Below are 14,428 nucleotides of genomic sequence, written 5' to 3' on the forward strand. Positions count from 1 at the left end.
TTAAGTGGAACTATATAATTTTGAAAGCTCGTAGGGAGAATGTTCTACAAATTTCTCAAGTTATTGTATAAAATATAAACTGAATTTTCAGTAATTTTGTTGTATAGTAAGAAGAGAAGTATTGGGGAGGGAAGGGCATGGAGAAAAAGAAAATTGCAATTACACTATCAGCTATTTTATCTTTATCAATTACATCAGGAGTTTCTACTATGACTGCGTATGCAGAAAATAAGGAAACAAACAACAGGAATGAAAATGGCGTTAAGTTAAATGGAAAAGTTTCAGAAGCATTACATTCGAACACAAAAATTGAATTAGAAAATGGGATGACAAAACCTATTTACTCACTTGATGAAGCGATTATTGAAAATTTGTTTGTAGAAACAGAAGTTGATAGTGATCGCGATGGTAAAAATGATCGTGTATCAGTAAAGGTTATGCGTCCAAAAACTGATCCGAATGTGAAAGTTCCTGTTATTTATGAAATGAGTCCATATCGAGCTGGATTAAAAGATGTTCCTGTATATAATGTAGATGAAGAATTGTATGCGTATGAAGGAAAACCGTATGGAGCGGTTAATCTTGGTTCGTACGGAAACTATTACGTGCCAAGAGGTTATGCAGTTATTTTAGGAGAAAGTATCGGTACTGGAAAATCAGATGGCTGTCCTACGACTGGAGACGAACAGGAAATATTGGGGACGAAGTCTGTCATTGATTGGGTAAATGGGCGTGCGAAAGCATATACAGAAGATGGAAAAGAAGTAAATGCAAATTGGTCTACTGGAAATGTAGGTATGACAGGGGTTTCTTATAATGGTACGTTACCAAATGCTGTTGCGACGACTGGAGTTGAAGGGTTAAAAACAATTATTCCAATCGCAGCGATTAGTAGTTGGTATGATTATTATCGTGCAAATGGCGCAGTCATTGCGCCAGGTGGGTATCAAGGGGAAGATACAGATAATATGGCAGAAGCAGTACTAACAAGGGAAAACCCTGAAGTTTGCGGACAAGTTATAAAAGAGCTCACTGATGGACAAGACCGGAAAACTGGTAATTATAATGATTTTTGGGATAAACGTAACTATGTGAAAGATGCTAAAAATGTAAAAGCGAGCGTATTTGTCGTTCACGGTTTAAACGATTGGAACGTAAAAACGAAGCAGTTCGCGCAATGGTGGGATGCGCTTGGAGAAAATGATGTACCTCGTAAAATGTGGTTACATCAAGGTGGACACGGCGGAACATCAAGTAATAACTGGCAGCAAACACAAAATAAATGGTTAGATTATTGGTTGTACGGAATTGAAAATGGAATTATGGATGAACCAATGGTTGATGTACAACGAGAAAATAAAACATGGGAAAAGTTAAAAAATTGGCCAGATCCAGCGGCTGTGTCGTCAAAAATCCGAATGTATTTAAGTAATAAAGCAGTCAATTTGCCATTAAGTATGGGATCTGCTAATAAGGCTTTCTCATTCGTAGATGATGCAAAAATGAAATCAAACCAATTAGTAGCAAACCCGGAATTAGAAGTAGCAAATCGATTAGTGTATACAATGCCAGTATTGCAAAAAGATACACGAATAAGCGGTACAGCACAAGTTTCATTCAAAGGAAATATTGACCGTTCTGTAGCGAATTTAACAGCTTTACTTGTTGATTACGGTGGAGCAAAGCCTGAAATCGTCACGAGAGGCTGGATGGACCCGCAAAACTTAAATAGTATAAAAAATTCAACAGCACTTCAACCTGGAAAAGATTATACATTTACATGGGACATGCAGCCAGATGATTATGTATTTAAAGCAGGACATCAAATTGGGATCGTTTTAATTGCTAGTGACTATGATTATACAATTAGACCGAAAGCGGGTACGAAGCTTACAGTAAAATTAAGCGAAGTAATATTACCGATTGTGAAATAAATGATTTTTAATGAAGAGCTTACTATATAGTAAGCTCTTTAAATTTTGGGGTGTAATTGTTTATCAATACGAGGAGGCGATTATGAATTTCTATTAAAAATACTTACAACAAATAAAACAATTGCATTTAGGATTAAAATTCCACTAAAGGTAAGCCCAGCAGCACCTCCAGCGAAACCATCTCCAACTTTTTCACCAATTACATGCATAGTCGCGAAGAAAATGATGGGGGAAGAAAGGATGAAAATGCCACTGGCAATTTTCCATATTCGCCTATACTTCTTTGCAATAAAGAAAATTAGAGCATTAAAAGTGATAAGAAGAAAAAGAAATCCAATTAATGAATTCATCATATCATCCTTTCGGAATAAGTCTGAATTTTCGATTTCTATATATTCATTTTGAAGGAAATATTATACAATGTGATTATATTCTATGGAAAGCGAGTGATATAGTATGACAGTCAGCTCTTTCGAATTTTCATTAAAAGTAAAGGTACAGGAAGATTAATTGAATTGAAATCTTCCGTACGTATAAAACGGAGGAGAAAATAAATGTTTAGTTTTTATAGTACACTTTGCACAGAACTTTATGATTACACAAAGCCTGTCGGTTATTCTTTACATGGTGATATTGAGTATTACAAAGAACGTTTGAAAAATTGTAAAGGAAGAATTCTTGAAGCAGCTGTAGGATCAGGACGTGTCATTATTCCATTTCTTGAAGCTGGTTTTAATATTGATGGGATAGATTATTCACCTGAAATGCTAGATTCTTGCCGTAAGCGGTGTAAAGAGAGAGGCTTACATCCTAATTTATATGAAGGAAGCTTACAACAATTTTCACTACCACATAAGTATGAGGCGATTATCATTCCTACTGGATCCTTTTGCTTAATTGAAAATCGTGAGGATTCTATAAATGCTTTGAAATGTTTGTATGAACATATTAATACAGGTGGGCGCTTAATTGTAGATCTTATACTTCCGTATGACTGGAAGACAGGTGAAATTCACACATCGACTTTTTCTCTGCCAAACGGAGACGGAATTACGTTAGAAAAGAAATCAATTGAAATGGATTGGCTGAACCAAATTGCTGTATCATATTTAAAATATGAAAAGTGGAGTAAAGGACAGTTAGCGCAAACAGAACTACAACGTTTTGCAATGCGGTGGTATGGTATAGAAGAGTTTAAACTCCTTTTAGAAAGTATTGGTTTCTCTAACATTACTTGCTCTGCTGGCTATGTATATGAAAAAGAGCCGTCAAATGCAAATCAAATGATTACGTTTGAAGCTGTACGAAAAAAATAGTACAGAAACTATTAATAAAAATAAGGCAATCGATACGAAATCGACTGCCTTATTTTCTATTTTGTGTAATTGTTTATAGAGAAAGATAGGAGGGAAATAAATGAAATTCATATTAATATTTGGCCCACAAGCAGTTGGGAAAATGACAGTGGGGCAAGAATTAGCAACATTAACCGGTTTAAAACTTTTTCATAACCATATGACAATTGATTTAGTAAGTCCAATTTTTGATTACAGTACGAAACAAGCAAAAAGACTAGTAAGTTTATTTCGTAATGAAATATTTGAAGAAGTATCTAAAAGTGATTTATCTGGAATGATTTTTACTTATGTATGGGCATTTGACCTCCAATCCGATTGGGATTATATACATCATGTAGTAAGTATTTTTGAATCAAAAGGTGGGACGGTATATTTTGTAGAGCTGGAAGCGGAATTAGATGAAAGATTAGAACGGAATAAAAGCCCGCATAGATTAGAACATAAACCGAAAAAAAGAGATATTGAATGGTCTGAAAATAATTTAAAAGAAACGATGAAAAAGCATAGATTAAACTCTCTTCATGGTGAAATTGAAAAAGAAGAGTATATAAAAATTAATAATACTTACTTGAGTGCAAAAGAAGTAGCGGAAATGATTAAAGAGAAGTTTGGATTGTAAAATTTTTAAATGCTGATACGTTTTCATTGTCCAAGCATTCTCCTACTACCTACATATACTATTTATGTTAAAATCGGTCACTATTTTAAACATGACTGCTATTTTAATATATACAACTATTCAAGGAAGAGGGGAGAATAAATTTGGAAAACGAAGAACAAGGAAGAATTGAAAATCAAGTGTATTCTAATCGGGTAGTTAGATCAGAATTTGATGAGAATTGGGAAACGTGTATTTCAAAAAGCGGTTATGTAATCTATGTAGCTACAAGTGATCATGCGGAAGTAATAGTACTTCTTGCAGATGGTTCAAGTAAATTATTAATCTTTGGAAAAGGCGGTAAAGTAGTAGTTGGTGGCGGCGGAACAAGTCATTACAGCAAACCACATATTGCAAGAAATATATAAGGTAGAACGTGTTAATTAAAAAGACACTTGAAAACGGTTAGCCACTCATGTTTAAAACATGATAGACGAACCGTTTTTATTTGTTTAAGTGATTTTAGAAAAACTTAATTTATTATTAACTTATGCATCATTCATATCATTTCGTCAAATGAATGTCACATAAAGGTTTTATAGTGTGAGTAGGAAGTGAAACATACACAAAGCAGGAGATGAAATGATGAAAAAAGCGTTACAATATATATTCATATTACTTACGTTAGTAACAGTAACGAATGCCCTTTATTCAAAATATGAGAAGTATAAAGAGATTGACAATAATAAACAAATAATTGGTGAAGTTGCTAAGAGGTATGGTATTCCAGATTGGATTCCACTATCTATCGCAGACCACGAAACAAAATTGAATCGAAAAGCGATAGGGGATAATGGCACATCATTTGGATTATTCCAATTGCATCGGGGCGGATTAGCACCAGCCTCGTTATCTGAAGAAAGTTTAATGGATTCACAAATCAATGCAAAAATAGCAATCATTAATATGGTCAAATCATATGAGCGCGGTGTGAAAAAAGGATTAAAAGATTGGGAGTTATTAAAATATGTCGCTAATACATCAGGATGGCCAGGTAATTTAGGAGAAGACTGGACGGATAAAAACACGAAATATAATATAGGTTTGGAACAATCATATAAGCAATATAAGAAAGTGAATTAAGAAAAGCATTTCCTATTTTGGGAAATGCTTTTTCTATGTTATAGTATAATAGTGTTTTAAAATGATGTTATTTTAGTATACTTCAAATTTTGTTATGTATTATTTTTATATTAAATAATCATTTAAAGTATTTTTTTATATAAGGAGCAATAATTAGAGAAATGAAAAATATAGACTTTATACTAGAAAGTGATGAGACATTAAAACCGTCAGAACGATTAGTACTATTATTATTAGAGAAGCATAGAATGTTATATACAAACGATCTATTGGCATTGTCTAATTTATCATATAAAACATTAACGGATTCATTAACTGCCCTTGTTTTAAAATCATATGTGTTAAAGGAAACAGGTAAGGGGAGAAGGCAAAATTGTTATAGATTAGTATGATAAGTCTGCTCATTTTAGAGGGTTTATACGTATTTTTTTCAAATGAAAGGTTAAAATACATTTTAACTTTCAAATGATAAATGTTTATTAGGCAGCTATTTTTTGATATGCATAATGTGCTCGGTTTTTTAATATATATTTTTATTTCATTATTATAAATCAAATTCAGTTAAGGTAAAAACGATTAAATTATTTAAAGAATTATAAAAATGAAACATAAAAACAATCCATTTGTTAGATGGATTGTTTTTTTATTGGGATAATAAATTATAAAAATAATAGTATTATGTAAACAATTTTAAATGGAGAAGTAATGCGCCGTTAGTAATAGAGTTTATCACGCTATTTGCCGGGAAGTAAAACTCCCACCTCAAAACTCGGCTGGGGCAAAGAAGTTAGGTGGGAATGGGGCTGGACCGATTGGTGAGGGCTGATAATCAGTGGGGGTGAACATAACCCACATTGATTAAAGTTTTACTTTATAAAAATAAAAATGTTATATCTTAATAAAAAGATGTAATTGTAGAATGATTCATATTAATATTAGTTATAGGTTGGCATAAAATTCAACTTGTAGTCTGTAGTAAAATGGAACGATTGAATTAAATAATAATTTATTTTTAATAAAGGTGTGAGATTAATGGATGAAACGCAAGTAATGGTTTATTTCAATCTGTCCGGAGATGAATTTCCAGTAGAGGTTGTTTCTGAAAGATTGCAAGTAAGCCCAACTATAAGTTATAAAAAAGGGGACATAATTAGAAAAACAAACGAAACTGAAAACATAACAAGAAACTATACATCTTGGCAAATAAGTACAGGATATCAGGAATCATTAGATGTAGGAGATGTAATGGAGCAAGTAATTCTAAAACTAAAAGATAAGTCAGCCATTATTAATGAACTAAAAAGAGAATTTGGATTAGAATGTAGATTCACTATTGTAATTAAAATAAATGATGGCCATACACCAGCTGTTCATTTAGATAATCCAGTAATTGATTTTGCTAACAGTATTAAAGTTGATTTTGATATTGATTTATATGCGAATCCTTATGTTGAGGAGATAAAATAAAGTGCTAAGTAAAAAAACTCTTCTACAATAGTAGAAAAAGAATAACATAAACTACTATTTTATTGCAGCATACATAAAAAATCTCGATGTAAATATGGAAATGTCGTCGAATACTATCTTTAATTGGTTAATTTGAGAGATATTTTTGTGAAGGAACTTATTTTATAAGAATAGAATTTAGTTTAGTAAGAAAACGTGCCTATGGTAGTGAAAAATATGGGTTAGGGGGACTTGAAATGAGGAAACTCAAAAGAGTAAATGTTCCTAATATACCAGAGCAACTATCACAACCTAGTGACAATCGTACTATAAACAAAAAGAAGTTAAGACGACTTATTTTAATGGTTCTTTTTATTGCAGCGACTACTTTGTATGTTCAATATATTTTAACGAAACAGCAAGAGATAATAATGAATAAAAAAGATACGATTACAAATCAAAAGAAACAATTAGTTACATTAAAGAAGGATCAATCGTTTCTAAAGACTAACATTGAGAATTTAACGGATAATGAAGAGGAAATTTTGAAGTTTGCGAGAAAAGAGTACCAATTTTCTAAGTCAAATGAAACGATTTTCGTATTACCAAAGTAATGAAACAGTTAGCGTTGGCTAACTGTTTTTTATTTGTAAATGAAGTACGAAAACAGAAAAGCTAAATTTTTGCATGGTACAAGGAGTTCTAACATAATGTAAAATGTACAGTTGAAGCCATTACATCAATGGAATTCAATTATCCATAATTATGAAATATGTGTAAAGATAAATGTTGTTAAAATTCTGATAATTTTATATAATATTCGTAAGCGGATACATTTTTTAATGAATGTTGAGTTTATCGCTCGTACGACTATTAAGAAACCCGTTATCCTCGTATAAGAAAGGAAGATAGCTGTGTATGCTTCAAATACAATTTATGTCGTAGGGGATGCGAAAGCGCCTCAAAATAATCCCATTACGGAAAAGTTTAAAAGCTATTTTGTAGCTTTTGTACTTGTGAAGGAGACAGGGGAAATTGTAGATGCAGATTGCTCAGCGACAATTGCATTAACATCTCAATTCGTTAAATATTTATTTCTACATAAAAATATTAATGATCCAGCGCTAGTAACAGAAATAAAAGATCGTTATTTCGGTTCATCTCAAAAGGCATTATTAGTAGCGCTAAAAGATGCGAAAAAAAAATATAATCAGATTGCTGCTTTGTCTACTCAATCATAGACAAAATCCAGCCGTAAGGAAGTTCTTGCGGCTGGATTTTTTTATTGGACAACGAAAGGATGAGCGAAATGAAAATTACGGATATAAAGGTGAAGCGTCGTTGTGTAAAGCTTCATACTCCATTTAAAACCGCACTTCGTACCGTAACTGAAATTGAAAGTATTGATGTGTTTATTCATACAGATGAAGGAATTGTTGGAAAAGGAGCTGCGGCCGCAACACCGGTTATTACGGGAGATTTCGCTAGTGGGATTGAGGAAGCTATATTAGGGCCGCTGCGTTCATGCTTAATTGGTCAAGATATAATTCAATTTCAGCAGTTATTACAGCATATCCAAATGAGTTGTATAGGAAATACAAGTGCGAAAGCGGCGGTTGATATCGCTTTATATGATGTGTATTGCCAATATCAAAACGTCCCACTTTACGCATTATTAGGCGGTAAGAAAGAAATCTATACAGATATTACAGTAAGTGTAGATGATCCTATTATTATGGCAAAAGAGGCAAAGCAACATGTAGAAAAAGGATTTCAAACTTTAAAAATTAAAGTTGGTAAATCTGTGCATTTAGATTTAGAGCGTATTGAGGCGATTCGAAATAGCGTACCAAAAAATACAACGTTACGATTAGATGCAAACCAAGGATGGAATCCAAAAGAAGCGGTTTCTATTGTTAAAGAGATGGAAAATCGTAATTTAAATATAGAATTCATTGAACAACCAGTTCACGCGAAAGATTTGGATGGATTAAAGTACGTAAAAGAAAATGTACAAACGCCTATTATGGCTGATGAAAGTATATTTTCAGCAAGTGACGCATTAAAACTCGTGCAAGGAAGCTATGCGGACTTAATCAATATTAAATTAATGAAATGCGGTGGTATACGTGAAGCGTGGCGTATTGCAGATATTGCAGAAGCGGCAGGTGTGAAATGTATGGTTGGCAGCATGATGGAATCTTCACTTTCCGTTAGTGCTGTAGCACACTTAGCTGCTGCACATCCAAATATTTATTATTTCGATCTTGATGCACCGCTATGGTTAATGGAAGAACCGGAAGGAATGACTTACTCCGGCTCAAAGGTAAACCTTCATTCTAAAGTGAATATGTAATCTTAGAAGAAATGACTAGTAACTTACCTTTTAAGGAGGATATATATGAAAAAAGTAGGAACTGCATTATTAACAACTCTATTTATATTTTCATCGTTTACATCGGCAAATGCTGAAGAGAAGAAAGATAGCAAAGCGTTTATAGATGTATCTGCCGCAACGTTATGGACTGCACCTGATTCGTTACGGCCAATTGATGCACCGAGTGCAACAAATCCAGTTGATTTATGGAAATGGACGAAATCAATGACGCTCGATGAAAAACTATGGTTAACAAATGCAAATAAATTAGAAACGCAAGCACTACTCGGTCAAGAAGTAACGGTTGTTGATAAGAAAGGTGACTGGGTAAAAGTGTTAGTACACGGACAACCGACACCGCGAAATGAAGAAGGTTATCCGGGATGGATGCCGGAAAAACAATTAACGTATAATCAAGAGTTTGCAGATAAAACAAACGAACCGTTCGTATTAGTAACGAAACCGACCGCAATTTTATATATAAATCCTTCTGAAAAACAAAAAGCACTTGAAGTTAGCTATAATACGCGACTGCCGCTACTAAGTGAAGATAGCATTTCATACCGCGTATTGTTGCCAAATGGACAGAAAGCATGGCTACGAAAAAATGATGGAGCGGTTTACCGTTCTCAAGAGGATATTCCAACACCGACAGCCGATGATTTAATCAACACAGGGAAAATGTTTTTAGGTTTACCATATATATGGGCTGGTACAAGTGGGTTTGGATTTGATTGCTCTGGATTCACACATACGATTTATAAATCGCACGGTATTACAATACCGCGCGATTCTGGACCGCAATCAAGAGCGGGGGTTGCCGTTGATAAAGAAAACTTACAAAAAGGGGACTTAATCTTCTTTGCGCATGATCAAGGGAAAGGTAGTGTCCATCACGTTGGGATGTATATTGGTGATGGTAATATGATTCACTCACCAAGAGCTGAAAGATCAGTTGAAATAATCCCGTTAAATACACCAGGATATATAGAAGAATACGCTGGTGCTCGCCGTTACTTACCGTAAAAAATAGAGGGGGTTTGGAAATGAAAAAGGTAGTTCGCTACTCGTTAGTTAGTACTCTATTAGTTTCTTCATTTTTAGTTGGTTGCGCAAAAGAAAAAACAGCTACAAAGCCGAAAGATGAGAAGAAAGTATTGCAGCTACTAGAAACGGGTGAAATTCCATCATTAAATTCAGGGAAAGTAACAGATGCGGTATCATTTAACGTTTTGAATAACGTAATGGAAGGGCTATTCCGATTATCGAAAAATGATGAAGTAATTGAAGCCGGAGCGCAAAAATATGAGGTTAGTAAGGATGGAAAGACTTATACATTTCATTTACGTGATGCGAAATGGTCTAACGGAGATCCAGTAACGGCTCACGATTACGTATATGCTTGGAATCAGCTTATTAATCCAGATACAGCTTCTCAATATGCATATATTGCGTATGATGTGAAAAATGCGGAGAAAATAAATAAGAAACAACTAGGATTAGATGAATTAGGAGTAAAAGCAAAGGATGATAAAACATTTGTCGTAGAGCTGGAACATCCTGTACCGTATTTTACGAAACTACTCATTTTGCCATCTTTCTATCCGATTAATGAAAAATATGCGAAAGAGCAAGGTGATAAATACGGATTAGAAGCAAATAAAACGGTATATAATGGACCGTTTACATTATCAGAATGGAAACATGAAGCTAGCTTTACAATGAAGAAAAATGATAAGTATTGGGATAAACAAGAAGTGAAGTTAGATGAAGTAAACTATCAAATTGTTAAAGAAATTTCAACTGCGGTAAATTTATATGAAACAGATAAGGTTGATAGAGCGGTCATTTCTACAGAATTTGTAGATAAATATAAAACGAATAAGGAACTGAAACAATATACAGATCCAGTCATGTATTTCTTCCGTTTCAATGAAAATGTACCGATTCTTAAAAATAAAAATGCGCGTCTGGCACTAAGTACAGTGTTTGATAAGAAGGGCCTTGCGACTTCATTTTTAAATGATGGTTCTGTTGCTGCAAACTACTATGTACCAAAAGGTTTTTTAAAAGGTCCAGACAAGAAAGACTTTAGAAGTACAGCAGGCGAATTTAATAAGACAGACGTAAAACTGGCAAAAGAATATTGGGAAAAGGCAAAGCAAGAAACAGGAACGAATGAAGTAACGCTTGAGTTATTAAACTATGACTTAGAAAACTTTAAAAAAGTAGGCGAATATATTAAAGAACAGCTTGAGAAAAACTTACCTGGGCTTAAAGTAAATGTGAAATTACAACCACATACGCAAAAACTAGCGTTAGAGAAGAAAAAAGAATATGAAATGTCGTTATCACGCTGGTTACCTGATTATCCAGATCCAATGACTTATTTAGAAGTATTCCTTTCAGGAAGTACTGTAAATAATACAGGGTATGCAAATCCAGAATATGATGCGTTAATTAAGAAGATTAAAACTGAATTAGGTACCGATGAAAAAGCACGTTGGAAAGCACTGCAAGATACTGAAAAAATGCTTCTGGATGATGCAGTAATTGCACCGGTATTCCAGCGCGGTCTATCTTACTTACAAAAACCATATGTGAAAGATTTATATGTACATCAATTCGGTCCAGCTACAAGTTTAAAATGGGCAGATGTACAAAAATAAAGTGATGGAGAAACAGACTTCACGTATGTGGTGGTCTGTTTTTTTTCTTATGTAATACATAATCGGATGAATTATAGACATTTCATTTGTTTTTTCGACGTTTAAAAATAAAATTATTACTAAAATTCCAGTGTGAAATTTATGTAGAATCTTGTATAATTAACGTGTTTCTATGGAAACATTTGCTTGCGCTATTTGTATAGGACTTAATAGAACAAGGAAGGAAATACATACATGTATATAATAGATAAATAGAATGGAACATGTATAGAGAAAAAGGAGAGAAAAGATGACGTGTCAAAAACAAGGGTTACAATTTAATAGTAATGGAATGAGGAATATTTAATGAAGATGAAGCATGCTTTCGGACCAATTATTTTAGCCTGTGTACTTTTTTTCATTGTATTGCTTATTCCGTCTAAAAGTTTAGTATCGCTAATTAGTGATAAAAAGATAGAAGATGCGGCAACGTCCTTACAAAAAGAAAAACTACAAAGTGTTTTCTTACAACAGAAAATGTTAGAGAATTCGCAGTATTTACCGATGTACGGTTCATCTGAATTTTTACGAATGGATGCATACCATCCATCTAACTATTTCAAAGTAAATCCAGCAGGTTTTACACCATTTTTAATTGGAACTGGCGGTACGCAAAGTTTAGCTCATATTTTAAATATGACGTCTACAATGGATGATTTGGAAGGTAAAAAAGTCGTCTTTGTTCTTTCGCCACAATGGTTTACAAAAACGGGTGTATCACAAGGAGATTTTACTAATAATTTTTCCAAACAACAAGCATATCATTTTATTTTTAATGATGACATTAAACCTGAAATGAAGAAGCAAATCGCGAAACGACTATTAGATTATAAAGTTGTTCAAAAAGATGATATATTAAAAAATTCATTAGAAGGTATTGTTTATAATGATACGAAACATAACATAAAAGCAGGTCTAGCCAAACCACTTGCTTATATGTACCGAAACATTTTAGATCATAGAGATTTATTTAATTCTTTATTTAAGATTGAACCGATGAAAGAGAAAACAAATATGGGACTACGTTCAATTTCTTGGGAGAATGCACGTAAACATGCGGAACAAGAAGGGCAAGCGGAGTCTACTACAAATACATTTGGAATTGAAAACCCGTATTACTATAAACATAATTTAAAGAAAAAATTAAAAGGCCTAAAAAATTTTAGAGCAAATGAATCGTATGATGAATCACCAGAATATGATGACTTACAAATTGTTTTAGATCTTTTCAAAGAAAAAAATGTTAAGCCACTCTTTATCTCTGTACCTGTAAATGGACCTTGGTATGATTACGCTGGTTTCCCGAAAGAACGCCGTGAAGTGTATTATACAAAGGTTAGAGAGCAAGTTGAGAAAGCAGGGTATCCAGTAGTCGATTTCTCTAGCCATGAATATGATAAGTATTTCTTAAAAGATACGATTCATCTAGGCTGGAAAGGCTGGATCTATTTTGATGAAGCTGTGCAGAAGTTTTATTCTGAGAAATAACAACTAAGAAACAGGAACGGCTATGAGCTGTTCCTGTTTCTTAATAAAGAGGATTTTGATGTGGGCAATTCGGATATGCGTGTATATCTTGAATTTGTCTGAAATCATAATGTTTCATCGCGAACTGAGATTGGTAAAGGTATTCATACACATATAATTGGCCATCATGTGCTGAACATAATACCCCAGTAGTTCCTTGCCCATTCATGAAGGAAATGCCGATAGGGCGTCCAATTAAGTATGGTATTTTTTGTTGCCAGTGCATTGGGGGAGTCACTCCTTTTTGGGATAATATACGAAAGGAATGCCTAAATTGTTGCTTATCCATGTAAATATGGGGGCTTTTCATACAATTTCTAGAAGGTGTTATTAGGAGTGGGTTATAAATGGCAGAGTTGAAGCATAAAGAGGAAATAATACAATTTTTAATACATAATCAAGCCTATAATAAAAACCGCTATAATTCTGAATGAATTTTTAGCGGTTTTTTTATTATCTTAAGCAGGTTTTTTACGTTTTTTTGTCCACTTTTTTATTACGAAATATAAAAGAATAAGTACGACGCCACCGATAGCGAATGATTTCACATACGGTCCAGCAATATCATTAATATTCTCCCAGTTTTCACCTAGTTTTTCACCTAAATAAATAAAAATAATAGACCAAGGGATGATTGCAAGTGCCGTTAACGTAGTGAAACGTAGTAATGGCATTTTTGTAATACCAGCAGGGATTGAAATCGCATGACGCACTACCGGAATGAAGCGAGCTGTGAAAATTACGCCAGTTCCGTAACGATTAAACCAATCTTCGGCAGCATCGATTTGTTTTTTATGAATGAAAATATATTTTCCGTAACGTTCTAATATAGGGCGTCCACCGTATCGTCCAATCCAATAAATAAAGATTTGAGCAATAACGCCGCCAATAGTACCAAATACAACTGCACCTATAAATGAGATGCTACCATTGAATACTAAGTATCCTGCATAAGCGAGAACAATTTCGCTTGGAATAATCTCGATCATTAGTCCAAGCATAATGCCCCAATAACCTAATCCTTCAAAAAACGTTAATACTGAGTGAATAACACTACTTAACATTGTTGCACCTTCTAATGTATGGATTTTTGAATGTAGGCCCTTTTACTTAACAATATAAAAGGTTCACTATATGTAGATTATACCTTATTTATATAGGGGATTGCTATTTCAATTCTTTTATGTCTCGTATAAGTATTATAGTAAAGGATATAAGCCAAGCTTTCATGCAGAAATAATGAAAAGTTTATTAAAAATTTCTCATATGTTAATGATAATAGACTGAAAATTAAGTATAATAATATAGGTTTTAATTTACAAAATAGGAGGAGAATG

At 33.5% G+C, this 14,428-nt stretch carries 16 protein-coding genes; 13 read left to right on the plus strand and 3 right to left on the minus strand.

All coding sequences use genetic code 11. From position 1 onward, the window contains the following. The first annotated feature begins 137 nt into the window (after positions 1 to 137). Entirely contained in the window at positions 138 to 1,934 is a 1,797-nt protein-coding gene (locus JDS95_RS15885; protein ID WP_199690664.1) for a Xaa-Pro dipeptidyl-peptidase, read from the plus strand. Positions 1,935 to 2,014: 80 nt separating this feature from the next. Here JDS95_RS15885 and JDS95_RS15890 read toward each other — a convergent pair whose 3' ends face one another. Beyond that, on the minus strand, positions 2,015 to 2,284 hold the full coding sequence (locus JDS95_RS15890) for a hypothetical protein (RefSeq protein ID WP_001086638.1): 270 nt from the start codon (positions 2,282 to 2,284) through the stop codon (positions 2,015 to 2,017). A 204-nt stretch (positions 2,285 to 2,488) separates the two neighbouring features. Between JDS95_RS15890 and JDS95_RS15895 the strand changes: the two genes are divergently transcribed. The 12 genes from JDS95_RS15895 (at position 2,489) to dltD (ending at position 13,052) form a co-directional block, all read left to right on the plus strand. After that, positions 2,489 to 3,250, plus strand: a complete 762-nt coding sequence (locus JDS95_RS15895) for a class I SAM-dependent methyltransferase (protein WP_195754672.1) — start codon at positions 2,489 to 2,491, stop codon at positions 3,248 to 3,250. 100 nt (positions 3,251 to 3,350) lie between these two features. Further along, positions 3,351 to 3,911 carry an AAA family ATPase gene (locus tag JDS95_RS15900; RefSeq protein WP_085450274.1) on the plus strand — a complete coding sequence of 187 codons (561 nt, stop codon included), beginning with the start codon at positions 3,351 to 3,353 and terminating at the stop codon, positions 3,909 to 3,911. A 143-nt stretch (positions 3,912 to 4,054) separates the two neighbouring features. Further along, a complete protein-coding gene (locus tag JDS95_RS15905; protein ID WP_000426647.1) occupies positions 4,055 to 4,318 on the plus strand; it encodes a hypothetical protein in 264 nt (87 codons plus the stop codon). Positions 4,319 to 4,532: 214 nt separating this feature from the next. Then, the gene (locus tag JDS95_RS15910) at positions 4,533 to 5,033 is read left to right on the plus strand and encodes an invasion protein (protein ID WP_144467103.1); all 501 of its coding nucleotides are present in this window, start codon (positions 4,533 to 4,535) and stop codon (positions 5,031 to 5,033) included. 161 nt (positions 5,034 to 5,194) lie between these two features. Continuing rightward, the gene (locus JDS95_RS15915; RefSeq protein ID WP_000789036.1) at positions 5,195 to 5,425 is read left to right on the plus strand and encodes a hypothetical protein; all 231 of its coding nucleotides are present in this window, start codon (positions 5,195 to 5,197) and stop codon (positions 5,423 to 5,425) included. A 640-nt stretch (positions 5,426 to 6,065) separates the two neighbouring features. Further along, a complete protein-coding gene (locus JDS95_RS15920; protein ID WP_085450272.1) occupies positions 6,066 to 6,500 on the plus strand; it encodes a DUF4279 domain-containing protein in 435 nt (144 codons plus the stop codon). Positions 6,501 to 6,736: 236 nt separating this feature from the next. After that, a complete protein-coding gene (locus JDS95_RS15925; RefSeq protein WP_001228732.1) occupies positions 6,737 to 7,093 on the plus strand; it encodes an FtsB family cell division protein in 357 nt (118 codons plus the stop codon). A gap of 300 nt (positions 7,094 to 7,393) precedes the next feature. After that, entirely contained in the window at positions 7,394 to 7,720 is a 327-nt protein-coding gene (locus JDS95_RS15930) for a DUF3870 domain-containing protein (RefSeq protein WP_000271325.1), read from the plus strand. A 68-nt stretch (positions 7,721 to 7,788) separates the two neighbouring features. Further along, positions 7,789 to 8,835, plus strand: coding sequence for a dipeptide epimerase (locus JDS95_RS15935; protein WP_000704543.1), 1,047 nt, complete (start codon positions 7,789 to 7,791; stop codon positions 8,833 to 8,835). Positions 8,836 to 8,880: 45 nt separating this feature from the next. Continuing rightward, the gene (locus JDS95_RS15940; protein ID WP_000755463.1) at positions 8,881 to 9,882 is read left to right on the plus strand and encodes a C40 family peptidase; all 1,002 of its coding nucleotides are present in this window, start codon (positions 8,881 to 8,883) and stop codon (positions 9,880 to 9,882) included. A 20-nt stretch (positions 9,883 to 9,902) separates the two neighbouring features. Next, positions 9,903 to 11,525 carry a peptide ABC transporter substrate-binding protein gene (locus tag JDS95_RS15945; RefSeq protein WP_199690666.1) on the plus strand — a complete coding sequence of 541 codons (1,623 nt, stop codon included), beginning with the start codon at positions 9,903 to 9,905 and terminating at the stop codon, positions 11,523 to 11,525. A 345-nt stretch (positions 11,526 to 11,870) separates the two neighbouring features. Then, a complete protein-coding gene (gene dltD / locus JDS95_RS15950) occupies positions 11,871 to 13,052 on the plus strand; it encodes a D-alanyl-lipoteichoic acid biosynthesis protein DltD (protein WP_000782332.1) in 1,182 nt (393 codons plus the stop codon). 40 nt (positions 13,053 to 13,092) lie between these two features. Here the strand turns inward: dltD and JDS95_RS15955 are convergent, their stop codons facing one another. Beyond that, complete coding sequence (locus tag JDS95_RS15955; RefSeq protein ID WP_085450270.1) at positions 13,093 to 13,317, minus strand: hypothetical protein; 225 nt, start codon at positions 13,315 to 13,317, stop codon at positions 13,093 to 13,095. Between the two features lie 232 nt (positions 13,318 to 13,549). Further along, a complete protein-coding gene (uptA, locus tag JDS95_RS15960; RefSeq protein WP_000953235.1) occupies positions 13,550 to 14,155 on the minus strand; it encodes an undecaprenyl phosphate transporter UptA in 606 nt (201 codons plus the stop codon). Positions 14,156 to 14,428: the final 273 nt, after the last annotated feature.

This window comes from Bacillus cereus group sp. N24 (assembly GCF_016483345.1).
GTDB classification, from domain to species: Bacteria; Bacillota; Bacilli; order Bacillales; family Bacillaceae_G; genus Bacillus_A; species Bacillus_A toyonensis.